We start from the raw sequence: 17,168 nt of genomic DNA on the forward strand, positions 1-17,168 counted from the left end.
CTCAACATTTGATTCAATGTAAGGTAGTACTCCTTGATATATTTTATATTCACTATTTTCTTTTCCTTCAGGACCAATTTTTCCTTTTAATTCTTCTATATCTTCCTGTGTAAACTTAAGTGCAGCTAAATCTTTAAGTGAAAGTGGGCTTATTCCTTTAATAGATTTTTCTTTCAATGAAAAATCGGTTTCCATAGCTAAACCAATTGATTGCCAACTCAAAATCAATAAAAATAATAATTTTTTCATGAAACTCCAGTTTCAGAAATAGATTTACCGGTTCAATTGAATCTTGTGTCATGAAAACACAATATAAATACGCTAATTTTTTACTTACGCCAATACCAATAAGAAATTGCACCAATAATTGGTAGAGTTAATGCCACAGCCGTTTTTATAGGATTGTTTTTTATAACGTATGATAGTTTGGAATAATAAGACGTCTTTTTCCACAGCAAGTTAACAACTTCTTTATGCCCATTTCTTGAAGCTAAATCAAATGCCGTTCTGCCCCAAAAAATATCTTTACTATTTACATCAACACCATGATCAAGCAATAACTCGACCGCTTCTTTATGCCCATTTCTTGAAGCCTTATAAAGGGCTGTTTCGCCATAAACATCTTTAATATTTACGTCAATCTTATTATTTTTGAGGACATCTTCAATAGTCTTCTTAGCACCATATTGTGCCGCCATAAAAAAAAGTTGTTCGGTACTAATAACTTTTGGATTTTGAATATCAGCTTTATTTGAAAATAATTTTTTTATATTTTCACTTCCTAGATTATGGGCGAAATCATATGCAGTATAACCATAATTATTTGACGAATTGATATCATTTGATTTTTCTATCAGATATTCTGCCGTATCTACATTTCCATTAAGTACCGCATAGTGCAGAGGAGTCATACCAAAAAAGTTGGGCCTAACTTGCTTAGATGTAGGCACAAATTTTTCAAAAATTTGAGGCGTAGAATTCATAGCAGCTAACCGAATAAGCGTTTGTTCGCCATATTTCTTTTTTGCCTGATCAATAACGTTAGCATTATAGTTAACAAAATTATTATCACCTCTATTTAAGGCATTCAATAATGCCTCGACAGATTCACTTTGGAACTTGCTTGATTCAATAATAGGCGGCTGTTTTAAATCGGTTTCCATACCAAAAAAAATTGATTGCGAACTCAAAATTAATAAAAATAATAATTTTTTCATGAAACTCCATAAGTTATAAAAATTTTTAACAAATTTAATATTAATCATAAATCAAATCTCTTTTTCTATTATAAATAAATCGCAAAAAACTGCAACCGCTTACGCATAGTTTTCTATTTGAAACAACTATTGGTTTTTTATTTTCCAACACAGAATTCTCTGAAAACCGCATCCATACCTTTTTCAGAAATAGATTTACCGGTCAGTTCAGTCAGGCTTTCAAGCGCATCTTTTAAATGCAAAGAAAGCAATTCATATGCAATTGAATCTTGTGTCATGGAAAGAATGGTATGTAATTTGTTTTCAAGTTCAAGCAGCACATTAAAATGCCGTTGATTTAATAAAAATGGGGAATCTAATGCTGAGAACAAATCTTTTATTTTTTGTTTAATTTCTTTATGCAAAAGATCGATATTTAATTTAGTTTCGCTCGAAACAAACAAGGCATTATAACCATCAAAAGGATTTTCTGTTTTTGTTGGCAAATCAGTTTTATTGGCAACCAAAATAACTTTTTGATAATAAGTTTTTATTAAATCTTGATATACCGCTTGTTCTTCTTGTGTCAGTTCACGTGATTGATCATAAACAACAATAACAACATCTGCTTTTTTTGCCTCTTCGAATGAACGGCGAATGCCTTCTTTTTCTATAACATCATCAGTTTGACGCAAACCAGCAGTATCAACCAAGGTCCAATAATTACTATCAACATATAAACCTGCTTCAATAGTATCACGCGTAGTGCCTGCAATATCAGTTACAATAGCCCGCCGTTGATTTAACAATGCGTTGAATAATGAAGATTTGCCAGCATTTACTGATCCAATAATGGCAATGCGAATACCTTGCCGCAATTGTTGTTGCTGATTAAATGTTTTTTTTATTGCAGTAATATTTTCTAAAATGGTATTAATCATTTCTTTTATTTGGCCGCCAAATGCCATATCTTCTTCATCAATAAATTCAAAACTAGCTTCAGAAAGCGCTAAGCAATGTACCAATCTTTTTTCAATCGCAACTAACCATTGTGAAAAACTGCCATCAAGTTGCGCTAACGATTGTTTTAAGCTTAATTGAGTTGCGGCACTAATTAATTCATTAATAGCTTCTGCTTGGATAAGATCAATTTTACCATTCAAAAAAGAACGTTTGGTAAATTCACCTGCTCCTGCATGGCGTGCACCATGCGTAATTGCTTGTGCAATGATACGCTCAATAATGAATTGATTGTTATGGCACGTAATTTCTACCGTATCTTGCCCAGTAAAAGTGCGTGGCCCACGCATAAGAAAAAACATTACATGATCGATAATATTCTTTTGATCATCAATAATGCTTCCATAATGAATTGTATGAGAATCAGTTGTAGTTAAATTTTTTTTTGAAGCAAGTTGAGCTATTTGCGCTGCAACATCAAATGCATTATCTCCTGAAATACGGATAAGCGCAATGGCACCACTTCCTTTTGGCGTGCATTGCGCAACAATTGCTTGATTATCTCGTGCTAAAATCATGATCCCCGTGTTAATACTACTTTAAAACCACGTAGTGGTCTTTTTAATTGTTTTTTTAATGCTTGAAGCATTAAAAATGAAAAACTACGAAACAATTGACGCTCTCTTTCATCAGTCTCAAGAACGGGACGATCAAAAGTAAACCTTAAGTAATAATTATTTACATCGGTGGTAAACCCAACATCACCTTTATCCATTGCTTGCAATGAATCTTTGAGCCATTTTTGAGCCATAATAATCATTTCATCATTCCACATGATACGTTTTTGCGGTTCTTCTATTGGTTGTTGGGGTAGTTGTTGGGGTTGCTGCTCTTTTTTAACTATTGGCTTTCTTGGCTCTTGCTTAAAAACTTGAGTACTTTCAGGCCTAGGTTTTGTATATTTTTTTGGTCCAACTTCATGATCAAAAAATATACCAATTTTTGCTGATTTGGTTGTCATACCAAAAAAGTTTTTTTGCGGTTCTTCAAAAATTTTTACTGAAAATTCTTGTGGTTTTCCTGCTTTTATCCAAGCAGTTTCAATAGCTTTTACAATAGAGGAGGCCTCTTGCATTATTGATTTCATTCATCAACCTTCTTTGCTGAAAATATAAGTGAAAAATTTAATATTTTGTTTGCACCAATGCTAATTTCTTTTTTAAAATTCAGATTGAGATTCTCTAATTAGTTTAACACGATTTGATAGGCGATACAAATAGAATGATTTTCTGGAGCGGGAAACGGGATTCGAACCCGCGACCTTTGCCTTGGCAAGGCAACGCTCTACCGCTGAGCTATTCCCGCGCATTATTCATGAAAAATGTATCACACTATTCTAATTTGTCAATAATTGCCGCTTTTTGACCCCCCGAGTTGTTAAAATGGCTAATTTTTGCAAAGATAAAGTAATATAGGTATTAAACAAAAGGATAATACATGATTGCTCGGTTAGATGGCACCATAAAAGAAATTTTAGATCAGTCGCTTGTTTTAGCAACTGGTAGCATCTGCTTTGAAATCTACGTTCCATATACCCATCGTTTTACAAAAAATACAGATACCCAATTATATATTTATGTGCATTGGAATCAAGAACAAGGACCAACCCTTTTTGGTTTTGATAAATCAGAAGAAAAAACAATTTTTCAAACTATCATTGGCTGCTCAGGCGTAGGACCCAAATTAGCTTTAACTATTTTGGAACATATGGATACCAGTTCATTTTTACAATGTATTAGTGAACAGAACAGCAATGCATTAAGCACCATCCCCGGCATAGGTAAAAAAAAGGCCGAGCAATTAATTCTTTATCTTAAGGATAAAGTTGCAAAATTAATTGAAAAAGGTATGCTGCATAGCAGCTCCAATTTGTCAGAGCTGCAGCAAATTTCTGAGGTTCTTGCATCATTGAATTACTCACGCCCAGAAATTAATGCAGCTCTTGAATATGTAAGATCAACTGACCAACCCACCGTTTCGTTTGATTTATTATTACGCAAAGCTCTTTCATTTTTATCAAAACGCTCTTAACTGAAAAAATAATTATTTATGGATTTATTATATTTCTTTGCTTACCTCAATTATCGTCTTGGCATACCTACTGCAATTATTCTTTTAGCAGTTGCTTTTTATTTCACACTTAGATTGAAATTTATTCAAATACGAGGCCTCCCGCGTTTTATACATCTTATTATTTATGGAATTAAAGCTCAAAAAAAAGATCCTCAAATGAAAACCATAAATCCTTTTCATGCATTGTTTACTGCAATGTCAACCTCATTAGGTATCGGTACTATTATTGGCCCTTCAGTGGCAATTATTATGGGCGGGCCTGGTGCATTATTTTGGCTTGGCGCTTATTCATTGTGTGCTTCAGTTACAAAATTTGCAGAAGTTACTTTTGCCGTTCATTTTAGAGAAGAAACGGATGAAGGATTAATTCTCGGCGGCCCCATGCAGTATTTAAACAAAGTTAATCGATTTCTAGGACGATGGTATGCTTATGCTACTATGATTCTTTTTGCTGGGTGGTCAGGATTACAATCAAATGTATTAGCTGAAACGCTGTCACAAGAATCTATCCCCGAATGGCTTACCGGAATTATTATATCAGTAATCGTTTTTATCATGCTCTGCGGTGGTGCAAAACGAATTGGTGCATTTAGTAGTAAACTAGTACCTATTATGTCCATTTTATACATTTCAATTGGTTGTTTTATATTAGCTAAAAATTATCTAATTCTCGGCGATATATTAAATGAAATTTTTACTCGTGCATTTTTACCCACATCTGCAATAGGTGGTTTTACTGGCGCTTCAGTAATTCATGCTATCCGTTCTGGCGTATATAAAGGAGCTTATATTACGGAATCAGGAATGGGAACTGCCGCAATACCACATTCTATAGCGAATGTTGATCACCCGACTGATCAAGGAATTTTGGCTATGGTTTCAGTATTTGCCGATACTGCACTTTGTATATTATCTGGCTTTTTGATACTTACCTCCAATTTTTGGAAAATAGGTTACGTAAGCAATATATTAATGTACAAAGTTTTTCAGCATAATTTACCAGTATTTGGAAGACCAATTTTGCTTATAACTATTTTTCTTTTTGGCATTGGTACTATTATAGGTAATAGCTTTAATGGGCGTCAAAGTTTTGCTTCCATTACCCGCTATCGCTATTTATATATATATTATTTCTTTGTATGTTTTATTATCTTTTTTGGTGCAATTGCTGATGTACCATTAGTATGGGCTATTATTGAAACATTATTGCCATTAGTTGCCATTCCAAACGTGCTAAGCCTTATTTATCTTTCGATTAAATATAAAAATGTATTAAAAATTTAATTAGAACTAAAGCGTGCAACAGTATCAATCAAATATTGTGTTGAAGGCCTATAAGTACGTTCTTGTGTTTCAAAATCAACTGCAAAAATACCATGTTTATTTTCATATCCTTTATTCCATGAAAAACAATCAGTTAAAGTCCAAAAAAAGTATCCACGTATATCCTGTCCTTCGGCAATAGCACGTGATATGGCATATAAATGTTTTTTTAAGTATTCCTCTCTTAATTCAGGATCTTCAGTAGCCGCTCCGTTCTCAGTAATATAAATCGGAATATTTAATTTTGATGCTCGAACAATGGAACGATATAACCCTTCCGGATACATAACTTTTGAACGTTCCATGCGTTTTGATAAATCTACAACTTTTTCTTCAGATCTTATTCTCGCCTCCATTTTAAAAGGATGAATTTGTTTTATAGTGGTATGCGTATAATAATTGATACCAAAAAAATCGAGAGTTCGAGGCGCAAATTTATTTTTTCCTTTTATCCATGAGGGTGGCCATGAAAATTTACCCGTTTTAAAAAATTGAATCGTAGTTTCATTCATAAGGTAACTAAACCATTTGGTAACCATTTTTTCAAAAGGGTTCCAACTAGAAAAGCCATCTATTGGGTGGCACATATGTGCAATACCAATCTTTGGTTTTTCGTCCAATTTTTTGAACTCTTGCGCTACGGCTACATGGGCATTCAACATATTATGAATAACTTTACCGGCAATGAAAAAATTTTTCTTACCTGGAGGATAATTACCTAAAAAATATCCTTCAAAAGCATAAGCAACTGGTTCATTAAGAATAATCCAAAATGGGACTTTTTTATGTAAACGATTAAAAATATATTTGGCAAATCGTACAAAATATTTTTTATTTTCATCATATTCAAAACTTCCTTTTTGCATAAACCAAATCGGGCATACATGATGAAATAAAGTAACAATAGGCGTGATACCCAATCGTATTAATTCATCAACTACATCAATATAATGTTGCATTGATTGCCCATTAAACTGCCCTTCTTCTGGTTCAATTTTGCTCCAATCAATAGAAAAACGATATCCTTTCATGCCTATTTGCTTTAGTAATGCAAAATCTGACTTATAGCGAGTCCAACGTTCGCAAGCACTGCCAACCTTAACTGGTAATTGTGTTTTATTTTCAAGCTCAGTCCAACTATTTTCAATTTTTTTTCCATCATCAATATCGATTCCCTCGACCTGCAAAGCTGAATCAGCACACCCCCATAAGAAATTAGCAGGAAACCAAATAGCAGTTGGATCAATTTTAGACCAGTCCCAATGTATTTCGCGCGGAAAAATTATTAAAGAACTAATTAAAAAACTTAATAAAATAGGTATAATTTTAATATGCATCATTATTCTCCTTTTTTAGATTATTATTTCAATAATTTCTAAAATGAATAATCTATAGGGGTATTATTTTTAGCTTAGATTATAACCATAAAGGTAAAAAATTGAAAAATTTAATTTCACAAAAAGAAAAATGGGGGTGCCAAGCATGAATAGGAAACGAAAAATCCTCATTCTTTCTTGCCAAGGAGGCGGTGGTCATATGTCAGCTGCATCAGCGATTGAATCCTATTTATCAGAATATGACGTTAAAACAGCTGATGCAATAGGTAATGTATTAGCTCATTTAGATCCACTTTTTTATCTTTCTTTTGGGCGCTATACCGGGCAAGATATATATAACTTTTTACTCAAACATAATAAAAAACAATTGATTAACTTTTTCTTTCATATTGGTACTTTTCTTATTAAAAGATATAAGCGAGGCTTAAAAAAAAGTTTAACTCATTATTTTAAAGCAGAATCGCCTGATCTTATTATTTCTGTTATTCCGTTGTTTAATAACGTGATAGCTGAAGTTGCAGCAAATCAATCAATTCCAGTACTTATTGTGCCAACCGACTTTGATATTAATACTTTCATTAGTGGCGTACAGGCTTCTCGACTAAAAAATATTGGTATTTGCTTAAGTATTGATGATTCTGAAATTAATACAATTTTAAAAAATGAACATAGTATTGAAAAAGATACCGTCAATATTACCGGCTTTCCTGTTCGTTCATCTTTTTTTGAACAAAAAGATATTCGTGCTTTAAAAAGAAAATTTAATATAAACCCCGCAAAACCAATTTTAATGCTCGTTATGGGCGCTACTGGCTCAACAGCCACTATTAATTATATAAAAAAGTTATGTTCAATAAGCCATCCTTTTCATATTATTGCTTGTATTGGAAGAAGTAAGCATTTACGCAAGTTTATCGAAAAAATAAAACTCCCTTCTCATATAAGCATTACAGTTATTGATAGTTCAGAAGATATTTCTGATGTCATGGCAATAGCAGATTTATGTATCACAAAACCTGGTTCTGTAACGTTCGCCGAACTGCTTTATATGAATTTGCCAATAATTATTGACAATACAACTACTGCTTTATTATGGGAACAATTGAATTTATCACTTCTTACGAGATATAATCTTGGTGATATTATTACTGATTATAATCAAATTGAATCAAAAGTTTCTGCATATTTAACAAGTGAACTTCTCCGACAACAGATTCAAGATAATATACGAAAATTACCTAAAAAACATTTTGGAACTGAATTGACACATATCGTAAAAAAATTATTCAATGAATCGGTAAGTGAAAATAGTAAAATTTAAATAAGAGATAAAAAAAAGGAGTTCGTGAATGAATGGTTATGAGTTTATTGAATACCTATTTGGTAAAGATGCTAATATATTATCAATGTGGCACATGAGCATACGAGCTTGTGTTATTTATTTTCTAGGTATTATTCTCATACGACTCAATAAACGATTCATGGGGTTACGCACTGGATTCAACTTTTTTTTATATGTACTAATGGGATCAATGTTGGCATCAATCATTATCGGGCAAACAGATTTTATCCATGGAATTGGCGCAATTATTGTTATTCTTGGCATCAACCTTATAATAACCTTTTTAGTATATTTATTTCCATCCTTTGAAAAACTTCTCAAAGGAGAACGATCACTTTTAGTAAAAAATGGTAAAATATTATGGCCTGCTATGCGTAATAATTTAATTACAAAAGATGAATTAATGGATGCAGCCCACAATGCTAACTTACTCGAACTAAGTATGGTAAAAGAAGCTTATTTTGAAAATAGCGGCAATATAACAATAATCAAAAAAAATGATTAATTCTTTAATGATAAAAAATAATTATTTTTCACCTTCATAACAGTTTAAATATTCGATGAAACTTCTTGTTGATTTTTTTTTATAAAATCATATTCCGAGACAATTTGTTTATTATGTTCTTGCAAGCCAAATTGAATAATCAAATCAATAAATTCCATCGGCCTTAAGCCTATTTCTGCCGCTTGATGAAAAATACATGTAGCTGGAGTAAGGCCTGGCAATGTATTAATCTCAAGAATGACTAATCGTGGTTCTCCGTTTGGGCTTGTTGCAGCATTTTGATAAAAACAATCAATACGCGCATATCCCTTACAATCTACGGTTTTGTATACTTTCTGTAATGTTTGCTGAATAAATAGCAATTCATCTTCTGCCAATGGAGCCGGCGTAAGATTCTCACCCTTTCCAGGCAAAAATTTCTCTTCAATCGATAAAATATCTTTAACAACCACGGTTTGACTTGGCGGTAATGCTCTTGGCTCCTTGTTACCAATTACCGCGCCAGTTAATTCCATGCCCACAACACACTCTTCAATTAATACATATGATTTATCAGTTTTTATTATTGTCTCTATTGCCTTTATTAATTCATTTTCTGAAATTGCTTTAAAAACTAATACGCTACACCCATCATCGTGTGGTTTAATTATGCATGGAAAATCCATAACTGATTTAATTTTAGTTATACAAGCTCCAGAATTTGCAAGCCATTCTTTTTTTGAAATCAATACAGCTTTTGGCACTGCAAAGCCACGATTTTTTAACAATTGATTTGTTTTAAATTTGTTTATGCATAGTGCGCTTGTAAAAATTGAAGAACCATTATAGGGCAGATCAAGCATTTCAAGCATACCTTGCACACAACCATTTTCTCCGTGTCCACCATGTAATGCGATAAAAACAAAATCCACTCGCTTTGAAAGATCATGCCATTTTACGCGTTGTGTTTGATCTAGTTGCTCAACAATTTCCTTAGTAGAATTACAAACTAATTGACGCGCATCTAATTGAAACAATTCAAGATGATTATTCACAAAAAAAGGAATAGGGTTATATTTTTCAGGAGAAAGTTTATAAATAACATTACGTCCCGATTCCAATGAAATTTCTTTTTCATTGGATTGCCCACCCATTAAAACTGCTATACGCAATTTTGGTTTTGATTTTTTTTCTTTTTTGTTTTCATCCACAAGATCTATTCCTATGCCATAATTTTTTAATTCGGTTTTTATTAAATGATTAATTAATTGCGTATGATTTAAATTATGTTCTGCTGCTTGCTTGAACAAAAAACTTGAAGGTGCAGCGCCAGAAAATGTGTTAGGATCTATAATAATAATTTTTTTATCTGGCGTTAAAAACCCATCAATTCGACCATAATTTTTAAATTCTAATACGTGCATAACTTCTAAACAGATTTTTTTTATTTTTAATGTATCATTATCTGAACAGCGTGCTGGAGTAAATTGTAATGATTTTCCTGGCATATACTTTTGCTCATAATCAAAAAATTGTATATTCTCTGGTGTGACTATTTCAGTAGGTGCTAAAGGAACAAATTTACCAGTTTGCCAATCGGTAATTACAATGCATGAAAATTCCATACCATTAATCTTTTCTTCGATTAATAATGGCTGATTTTTTTCTGTTACTGATAAAGCATATTGCAAGGCTGGTAGCAATGCTTCTCGTGTATTAACAACCGTCATTCCTAAACTAGAGCCTTCTTTATGTGGCTTAACGATACAAGGAAAGGAAATTGCAGCCTTTTTAAGGCGTTCAAATATTAAATCAATATTACCTATTTCATCCGGCATCACACAAATATCACGTGCAACACCAATACCATGATCTTTAAGAATCATCTTTTGCATTATTTTATCCATACCTACTGCACTGGCAAATACTTTGGAACCAAGATAAGGAATATTTAAAATTTCCAGTAAGCCTTGCAAAATGCCATCTTCTGCATAACGGCCATGCATTGCAATATATATAAAATCAACTATATTTTTTAAATCATCCCAGCAAATAGGTTTCGCTTCTTTGGCTAATCGATATTCAAAATCGCTTATTTTGCCGCGATGCAAAAAAGACCATGGCAAAATAAATACGGAACCTGTTTGTATCTGAAAAAGTGGAATAATTTCATAACAAAGTGTATCTAGATGATCACAAATAGTACGGCCTGAATTAAAAGAAACTTCGCGTTCTTTTGATTTCCCTCCCATCAAAACACCGACTCGAAGTTTTTGCATTCACTTCCTTTTTATGTCTGCACAAATTAAACTTTTAAATGTTTTCAAAATTGATAATTTATTTATGAAGACAGTATATCTATTTGTGTTCGATGAGGAAACCTAAAATAAAAAGAGCGCATTAATTAATGCGCTCTAAAAATTCTAAAATTAACGAATATTTTTTTATCGACACCAATAAGAAAATGCAAAATAACCGAGGCCAGCAAGTAAGCCAACACTAACTGTTTTTGCTATTGTTTTTTTAGTGAAAAAGTTTTTAATTTTTCCAAACCAACTATAATTTCCTTCATTATTGCCATATTGTTTTTCATCAGAAGCTTTTCCATAAATACTTTTTCGCCACTTTTTTAATTCATTATTTAATTGATCTTCCTTAAAAATTTGATATTCATGGTTTGCTACAGTAATGAACTCTTCAATCTTATTCATTTGCCAAGGCGTTACTTTCAAATTGATATTAGAAGTTAAAAATAATTTTTCTAGGGCTTTAATTAAATCTTGTACTTTTTCCTCTTGGCTTTTCTTTAGGTAATATAAATCATTAATCTTTTGATTTATAGCATCAAATTCTTTTGGGTATAAATCTTGATAAAGTTGAAATTCGTCCAAAAATTTTAAATTTTTGTTAGCTCGAATAAGCATATCTTGATAGAGATAATTTTTTTCCTTTAAATGTTCTCTTAAAAAATCTATTTTATCTTTGCATCCCTTTAAGCATTTATATTCTTCATGATTTATCAATGATTGTACAACCTTTTCTTCTTGCAAATTATTTTGTTCAAGAAAAATTAAGGCAGCTGGATTACCGTTATTATTCTCCATTCCAAAATTGGTAAAGACAGCAGAAGTTAAAATCAAGTAAAAAAGTAATTTTTTCATTTATTTCCTCTATATTTTATATTTGTTTTTTTTATCGATTCCAATATGAATAGGCAAAATAACCAATACCAGCAAATACACCAATACTAGCCGTTTTTGCTATTGTTTTTTTAGTGAAAAAATTTTTAAAAGAATTAACAAATTTATTTTTCCAAGTTAAATCTGGCACATTAGTAGAATAATTTGGATATAACATCTCTCTCCATTTTTTTCCTTGAAATAAATTATTTTCGTTAATACCTTTAGCAACTATATGCCTTATTATAAAATCATCTGTTTTTATAGTAGATTTTATTTTTTTAAATAAATAATCAATTTGATTTGGAATTATCAGGTAATTATGATAATCCCTATCTTGCGTTATTTTTAAAACTAGAGTTGAAGCATTTGCTAATAACAAGTCATTTTCTGATTCAATATTATCATATTTAATTTCTACTAATTTTGTAGTAATTCTTTTTATTGTATTTGATTGATTCTGAATCGTTTGATTCTGACATTCAGCTGCCAAAAAATTTATAATATATGGAGTTTTTATTCGCAAGTTAATTAAATTGGTTGCAATACTATTTTCAACTTCAGTAAGAGCTACTTCCTGTTTGCCATTTTGAACTCCAAGCTCCATGCCATAAAAGCTCTTAAAGCTTAAAACTAAAAAAAATAAGAAAAACATTTTTAATTTATTCATTTGTTAACCTTTATTTATCAATTCCAATACTTTTTTCGGGCTACCATCTATAGCGATTTCTTTATCTTTTTCTATAGCAAACAAGCATGGAACAGAGTTAAGTAAAAAAATACCCAACAAAATTTGAGATTTTTTCATTTGGACAACCTCCATGATTCTAAACTAAATCATTTCCCAGATGATATTATTCTTATATTATACAAATTGCACATTTTGTCAATCGCCCAAAAAAAGCAATCTATTATTTTACAATATAAGCGCAAAATATAAACTAAAATGAAAAGTAAACCTTTAAAGGAAATTAAAAAATGAAAAATGCAAATAATCTGGTATGGATCGATTTAGAGATGACAGGTCTCTATCCGCAAACTGACGTAATTCTCGAAATTGCTACCATTATCACTGATGATAATCTAAACCCCCTGGCACCAAGCCTTTCATTGGTCATTCATCAACCTGATTCTATCCTTGAGAATATGAACGAATGGTGCAAGCATCAACATGCCTTATCAGACTTAACTGCAGAAGTAAAAAAATCCACCACTACGCTTGAGCAAGCGCAAGTAGAAACACTGTCACTTATTGCACAATTCTGCCCACCAAAAAAAGGAATACTTTGTGGCAATTCTATTTGGCAAGACCAAAAATTTTTAGAACGATATATGCCAAATATTAGCGCATATCTTCATTATAAAATGATTGATGTAACGAGTATCCAACAACTTATAAAACGATGGTATCCTGATGATCCTAATATTAGTTTTTTAAAAACAGAAGAACATCGCGCGCTGCCTGATATTTTAGAATCAATCGATGAGCTTAAACATTATAGAAAATATTTTTTTATTTAATGAGATTTTACAATGGAAGGATTTTTATTTATTAATAAGCCAGCCGATATAACTTCACATGATTGTATTAATCATATAAAAAAAATTTTTGGCAAAAAAATAAAAATCGGCCATGCAGGAACGCTTGATCCTTTTGCTACTGGGTTATTAATTATTGGTATTGGCCGCGCTGCAACACGGATACTTAAACATTTAACAAAAAGGCCAAAAGAGTATATATCTACAGGAAAATTGAATATTCTTACTGATACACTTGATAGAATAGGCACAACAGTCGAAGAAAAAAACATCACGATTAACCAAATGCAACTTATGAAAGCAATAAAACAATTCAGTGAATCATATGAACAAATTCCACCCAAATTTTCTGCGTTAAAATTTCAAGGAAAGCCTTTATATAAGCTTGCACGCCAAGGATTAGCAAACCTAGAAAAAATATTAGCGATAAAAAAGCGTACCGTTCATATTTATCGTATCGAATTACTTAATTTTGAATTCCCTTTTTTTACTATTAAAACAGAAGTTTCTTCGGGCACGTATATTCGTTCGTTGCTCTATGATATTGCACAGAAAATGGGAACCATCGCAACTACATGGGAACTGTGTCGCACCAAAATTGGTGATATTAATTTGGATCAAGCAATCAATTTAAATGAAATACAATCTTTTGAAGATATTGAAAACAATTTACACTCTATTGAAGGTATATTTTTAACTTAACGTTTTTATTATTAGCCCTTATGCTGTTGTATTGTTTTTCCCGCTCATATAGGGACCACTCATACTTCAGGTTTACAACCTTCGTCTTCAGATCCCCGATGAGCTACCGGAACCATTAAAGAAATGCGCGATGAAAAAATGAATAAATTTTTAAACCATTGAGCGAAACCTGTTTGAAGATCTGAATACAAGGATTATAATCCGCCGTATGAATGGTCTGAGTTTTTCGCGATAAATGATCCAACGTTCCGTTGGGGCCCTTGTGTTAAGGGTATTGGGCATGCAATACCCTTATGCCGTTTGGCCGGCATGAGGCCAATCTTACAAAATATCATGCAATGTATTAAGGATTAGGAGTAAAAAATATATTACTTTTATAAATCCTATGATCAATACTTGCATAGAGCTGTAATAATTCACTAATACTAGCACTTTTTAGATAAATTTTGCGTGCATGTGTATTTTTGATTTTATGCACTGGTGGCAAAGCGGGCCCAAGAATCTTTATCGAATATTTTTTTTCATTCACTGCTTTTTGTAAAAAAGTAACTAAATCTCGTGCATCTTTGACAACATATTCTTCATCACTAAATTTTAATTCAATTTCTGCCAATCGCATGGCTGGTGGATAGCCAACTTCTTTGCGTGTTTTTAATTCACGTTCATAAAAAGAAAGATAGTCGATCTCTGAAAGATATGAAAATAAATGGTGATCTGCCATTGTTTGTACAATCACTAAACTTTCATTCGATTGCCTTCCAGCACGACCAGCAACTTGAATTAATTGTTGTAATGCAATTTCTGAAGCATTGTAAAATGGAAAATGAATATTTAAATCAGCCCAAATAATACCAACTAAAGTAACTTTCGGGAAATGATATCCTTTAGTAATTGTTTGTGTGCCTACTAATATATCGATTTGACCATCTTCAAATTCTTGCATAGTCTCTTGCCATTTTTTTTTATTAATAGTGGTATCAAGATCTGCGCGCCCAATACGCGCTTCAGGAATTAATTTTTCTAATAATGCCACTAGTTGTTGTGTGCCAATTCCTTTTTTGAGCCATTGATCTTTTTTGCATGACGGACAATGTGTGGGCAAGCGAAACTCTATCCCACAATAATGACAAAGCAATTGATTATTTTGATGTAATGTTAAACTTACTGAACAATGTTCACAGAGCATTATAAGGCTGCACCCATGACATTGAACAAAGAAACTAAACCCACGCCTATTTAAAAATAAAATAGTTTGTTCTTTTTTTTCTAGTTGTTTACGTAATGCTTTTTCCAATTCCCAGGTAACCCAAAAGCAAGGACGCTTTCTGCTTTCTGTTAATTTTACCAGTTGAATTTTTGGGAAACTTCCAGCAAACCTTTTTTTTAATTGAAAAAAATGCCATTGTTTTGCTTTTACATTGTATAAAGAAGTAACTGATGGAGTCGCTGACCCCATAATGATAGGAATATTGTAAAGCTGTGCTCGCAATAGCGCCACTTCTTTGCTATTAATTCGCGGATGCTTTTTTTCTTGGAATCCAGCATCGTGCTCCTCATCAATAATAATTAAACCTAAATTTGAAATCGGCAATAAAATTGGCAAATGTACGCCAATAATTAATATCGGCTTACCAGTTAATAATTTTTTCCAAAGTAACCGTTTTTCTTTAATGCTTGTTGCTGAATGAAAACCAAAAATTGGAATAGAAGGATTTATTTGCTGTGTTAATTTTTTTATAAATTGTACTGCCAATGTGACTTCAGGTAAAAGTAAAATTGTGGTCTTTCCACTTTCAAAAGCTTTTTCTATGCATTTTTTATACACTTCAGTTTTACCAGAGCCAGTTACTCCATGTATCAAAGCTGGGGTATATGCAGCTTGCTTTATATGAGGCCGTAAAAAATCAACAATTTTTTGTTGCTCGTCAGTTAATTGAATATCCGCCGGTTGCTCTTGCAATTTAATATCGATAATTTTTTTTTCATTTGCTTCTTTTTGAAGCAAAAATTGCCGAATACGCTTGAAAAAATAAAGCACATCGATTTGATAATACCAAGCTACCTTTTTGATAAATGCATGAAATTGAATATCTTGAGGAAATTCTTCCACTTGCTGAACATTTTTTATAGCAAATTTAACTAATGGCTTTTCTTTAGTTATTTTTTCAACAATCGCCGGCAAAACTTGATTGCGGAGTGGTACTTTTACAATATTACCCACTACCATTTTTGCTATTAAATCTGACGGCACGCAATACCATAAATATTCAGAAAAACCTTTAAGTAACCGCACTTGAATAAACATTAACGCTTAATCCCCCTATTAACTTATTGTTATAGTTTACTAAAGACAGAAAAAACGCCAATTAATAATATTAAAATTCTAATCTTTTCTATTTACCTTTTTAACAAAAATATGTTTTATTAAAAATAAAGTTTTATATTAATGGAGAAAAAATATGTGTTTTTCTGCTTCTGCAAGCTTCACGGCAGGTAGTTTATTAGCTTTAATTGGTGGCTTTTCTCTTTATCAAGTGAAAAATAATCGATATTATTTGGTTGCTGCAATTCCTTTTTTATTTGCGATACAACAATTTTTTGAAGGTTTTTTATGGCTTTCTTTTACTAATAAATGGCTCGCTAGTTATCAAAACTTTTTCGTGTATGGTTTCTTGTTTTTTGCATTTGTGCTTTGGCCAATTTGGATACCAGTAACAATACAATATATTGAACCAAATAAAAAACAAAAAAAGTATATTTCTACTAATGTGGTATCAGGATTAACAATTGGCTTACTAACATTATTTTCATTAATTTTTTTAGGCGCAGATGCCTCAATTAAAAATAATCATATTTTGTATGAAGTACCAATTTCACCTTATTTTTCTATTCCCGGAAGCCTTTTATATATTTATGCTACTATTGTGCCTTTTTTTCTTTCATCAATCGATTGGACACGCCTATTCGGAGCAC

The 17,168-nt window shown here is 31.9% G+C and carries 17 protein-coding genes and 1 tRNA gene; 7 read left to right on the forward strand and 11 right to left on the reverse strand.

Going from position 1 to position 17,168, the window contains the following annotated elements; all coding sequences use genetic code 11:
* The 5 genes from WDZ41_00175 to WDZ41_00195 form a co-directional block, all read right to left on the reverse strand.
* On the reverse strand, nucleotides 1-249 hold a 249-nt coding region (locus WDZ41_00175; protein ID MEX0939757.1), incomplete at its 3' end, for a hypothetical protein.
* 80 nt (nucleotides 250-329) lie between these two features.
* The gene (locus WDZ41_00180) at nucleotides 330-1,217 is read right to left on the reverse strand and encodes an ankyrin repeat domain-containing protein (GenBank protein MEX0939758.1); all 888 of its coding nucleotides are present in this window, start codon (nucleotides 1,215-1,217) and stop codon (nucleotides 330-332) included.
* A gap of 137 nt (nucleotides 1,218-1,354) precedes the next feature.
* Nucleotides 1,355-2,734: a tRNA uridine-5-carboxymethylaminomethyl(34) synthesis GTPase MnmE gene (mnmE, locus tag WDZ41_00185; GenBank protein MEX0939759.1), complete on the reverse strand. Its 1,380-nt coding sequence runs from the start codon at nucleotides 2,732-2,734 to the stop codon at nucleotides 1,355-1,357.
* Nucleotides 2,731-3,303: a hypothetical protein gene (locus tag WDZ41_00190; protein ID MEX0939760.1), complete on the reverse strand. Its 573-nt coding sequence runs from the start codon at nucleotides 3,301-3,303 to the stop codon at nucleotides 2,731-2,733. The genes mnmE and WDZ41_00190 overlap by 4 nt, the downstream gene beginning before the upstream one ends.
* Nucleotides 3,304-3,446: 143 nt before the next feature.
* Nucleotides 3,447-3,521 (reverse strand) — tRNA-Gly (locus tag WDZ41_00195).
* 132 nt (nucleotides 3,522-3,653) lie between these two features.
* Between WDZ41_00195 and ruvA the strand changes: the two genes are divergently transcribed.
* Both ruvA and WDZ41_00205 read left to right on the forward strand, forming a co-directional pair.
* Complete coding sequence (gene ruvA / locus WDZ41_00200; protein MEX0939761.1) at nucleotides 3,654-4,247, forward strand: Holliday junction branch migration protein RuvA; 594 nt, start codon at nucleotides 3,654-3,656, stop codon at nucleotides 4,245-4,247.
* A gap of 18 nt (nucleotides 4,248-4,265) precedes the next feature.
* A complete protein-coding gene (locus WDZ41_00205; GenBank protein MEX0939762.1) occupies nucleotides 4,266-5,573 on the forward strand; it encodes an amino acid carrier protein in 1,308 nt (435 codons plus the stop codon).
* Here the strand turns inward: WDZ41_00205 and WDZ41_00210 are convergent.
* Complete coding sequence (locus tag WDZ41_00210) at nucleotides 5,570-6,952, reverse strand: family 1 glycosylhydrolase (protein MEX0939763.1); 1,383 nt, start codon at nucleotides 6,950-6,952, stop codon at nucleotides 5,570-5,572. The genes WDZ41_00205 and WDZ41_00210 overlap by 4 nt on opposite strands.
* Nucleotides 6,953-7,094: 142 nt before the next feature.
* Here WDZ41_00210 and WDZ41_00215 point away from each other — a divergent pair, with 142 nt between their 5' ends.
* Nucleotides 7,095-8,270, forward strand: a complete 1,176-nt coding sequence (locus WDZ41_00215) for a glycosyltransferase (protein MEX0939764.1) — start codon at nucleotides 7,095-7,097, stop codon at nucleotides 8,268-8,270.
* Between the two features lie 28 nt (nucleotides 8,271-8,298).
* Nucleotides 8,299-8,796 (forward strand): YetF domain-containing protein, encoded by a 498-nt coding sequence (locus WDZ41_00220; GenBank protein ID MEX0939765.1) that lies wholly within the window; start codon nucleotides 8,299-8,301, stop codon nucleotides 8,794-8,796.
* A 44-nt stretch (nucleotides 8,797-8,840) separates the two neighbouring features.
* On the opposite strand, the gene WDZ41_00225 is transcribed toward WDZ41_00220, so the two are convergent.
* The 4 genes from WDZ41_00225 to WDZ41_00240 form a co-directional block, all read right to left on the reverse strand.
* The gene (locus WDZ41_00225) at nucleotides 8,841-11,054 is read right to left on the reverse strand and encodes a hypothetical protein (protein ID MEX0939766.1); all 2,214 of its coding nucleotides are present in this window, start codon (nucleotides 11,052-11,054) and stop codon (nucleotides 8,841-8,843) included.
* 165 nt (nucleotides 11,055-11,219) lie between these two features.
* Nucleotides 11,220-11,936 carry a hypothetical protein gene (locus WDZ41_00230; GenBank protein MEX0939767.1) on the reverse strand — a complete coding sequence of 239 codons (717 nt, stop codon included), beginning with the start codon at nucleotides 11,934-11,936 and terminating at the stop codon, nucleotides 11,220-11,222.
* A 31-nt stretch (nucleotides 11,937-11,967) separates the two neighbouring features.
* On the reverse strand, nucleotides 11,968-12,624 hold the full coding sequence (locus WDZ41_00235) for a hypothetical protein (GenBank protein ID MEX0939768.1): 657 nt from the start codon (nucleotides 12,622-12,624) through the stop codon (nucleotides 11,968-11,970).
* A 3-nt stretch (nucleotides 12,625-12,627) separates the two neighbouring features.
* Nucleotides 12,628-12,762, reverse strand: a complete 135-nt coding sequence (locus WDZ41_00240) for a hypothetical protein (GenBank protein MEX0939769.1) — start codon at nucleotides 12,760-12,762, stop codon at nucleotides 12,628-12,630.
* Nucleotides 12,763-12,932: 170 nt separating this feature from the next.
* Here WDZ41_00240 and orn point away from each other — a divergent pair, with 170 nt between their 5' ends.
* Both orn and truB read left to right on the forward strand, forming a co-directional pair.
* Nucleotides 12,933-13,475 (forward strand): oligoribonuclease, encoded by a 543-nt coding sequence (orn, locus tag WDZ41_00245; GenBank protein MEX0939770.1) that lies wholly within the window; start codon nucleotides 12,933-12,935, stop codon nucleotides 13,473-13,475.
* 12 nt (nucleotides 13,476-13,487) lie between these two features.
* Nucleotides 13,488-14,195: a tRNA pseudouridine(55) synthase TruB gene (gene truB / locus WDZ41_00250; protein MEX0939771.1), complete on the forward strand. Its 708-nt coding sequence runs from the start codon at nucleotides 13,488-13,490 to the stop codon at nucleotides 14,193-14,195.
* Nucleotides 14,196-14,538: 343 nt separating this feature from the next.
* Here truB and priA read toward each other — a convergent pair whose 3' ends face one another.
* Nucleotides 14,539-16,500, reverse strand: a complete 1,962-nt coding sequence (gene priA / locus WDZ41_00255) for a primosomal protein N' (GenBank protein ID MEX0939772.1) — start codon at nucleotides 16,498-16,500, stop codon at nucleotides 14,539-14,541.
* 154 nt (nucleotides 16,501-16,654) lie between these two features.
* Here priA and WDZ41_00260 point away from each other — a divergent pair.
* On the forward strand, nucleotides 16,655-17,168 hold a 514-nt coding region (locus WDZ41_00260; protein MEX0939773.1), incomplete at its 3' end, for a DUF6629 family protein.

The organism is Candidatus Babeliales bacterium (genome assembly GCA_040879965.1).
In the GTDB taxonomy this organism is placed as follows: domain Bacteria; phylum Babelota; class Babeliae; order Babelales; family JACPOV01; genus JBBDJI01.

What these genes read in the sequence shown, in the direction of transcription:
- WDZ41_00180 (MEX0939758.1), bottom strand. Translation starts at nt 1,217, where the DNA reads ATGAAAAAATTATTATTTTTATTAATTTTGAGTTCGCAATCAATTTTT.
- mnmE (MEX0939759.1), bottom strand. Translation starts at nt 2,734, where the DNA reads ATGATTTTAGCACGAGATAATCAAGCAATTGTTGCGCAATGCACGCCA.
- WDZ41_00190 (MEX0939760.1), bottom strand. Translation starts at nt 3,303, where the DNA reads ATGAAATCAATAATGCAAGAGGCCTCCTCTATTGTAAAAGCTATTGAA.
- ruvA (MEX0939761.1), top strand. Translation starts at nt 3,654, where the DNA reads ATGATTGCTCGGTTAGATGGCACCATAAAAGAAATTTTAGATCAGTCG.
- WDZ41_00205 (MEX0939762.1), top strand. Translation starts at nt 4,266, where the DNA reads ATGGATTTATTATATTTCTTTGCTTACCTCAATTATCGTCTTGGCATA.
- WDZ41_00210 (MEX0939763.1), bottom strand. Translation starts at nt 6,952, where the DNA reads ATGATGCATATTAAAATTATACCTATTTTATTAAGTTTTTTAATTAGT.
- WDZ41_00215 (MEX0939764.1), top strand. Translation starts at nt 7,095, where the DNA reads ATGAATAGGAAACGAAAAATCCTCATTCTTTCTTGCCAAGGAGGCGGT.
- WDZ41_00220 (MEX0939765.1), top strand. Translation starts at nt 8,299, where the DNA reads ATGAATGGTTATGAGTTTATTGAATACCTATTTGGTAAAGATGCTAAT.
- WDZ41_00225 (MEX0939766.1), bottom strand. Translation starts at nt 11,054, where the DNA reads ATGCAAAAACTTCGAGTCGGTGTTTTGATGGGAGGGAAATCAAAAGAA.
- WDZ41_00230 (MEX0939767.1), bottom strand. Translation starts at nt 11,936, where the DNA reads ATGAAAAAATTACTTTTTTACTTGATTTTAACTTCTGCTGTCTTTACC.
- WDZ41_00235 (MEX0939768.1), bottom strand. Translation starts at nt 12,624, where the DNA reads ATGAATAAATTAAAAATGTTTTTCTTATTTTTTTTAGTTTTAAGCTTT.
- WDZ41_00240 (MEX0939769.1), bottom strand. Translation starts at nt 12,762, where the DNA reads ATGAAAAAATCTCAAATTTTGTTGGGTATTTTTTTACTTAACTCTGTT.
- orn (MEX0939770.1), top strand. Translation starts at nt 12,933, where the DNA reads ATGAAAAATGCAAATAATCTGGTATGGATCGATTTAGAGATGACAGGT.
- truB (MEX0939771.1), top strand. Translation starts at nt 13,488, where the DNA reads ATGGAAGGATTTTTATTTATTAATAAGCCAGCCGATATAACTTCACAT.
- priA (MEX0939772.1), bottom strand. Translation starts at nt 16,500, where the DNA reads ATGTTTATTCAAGTGCGGTTACTTAAAGGTTTTTCTGAATATTTATGG.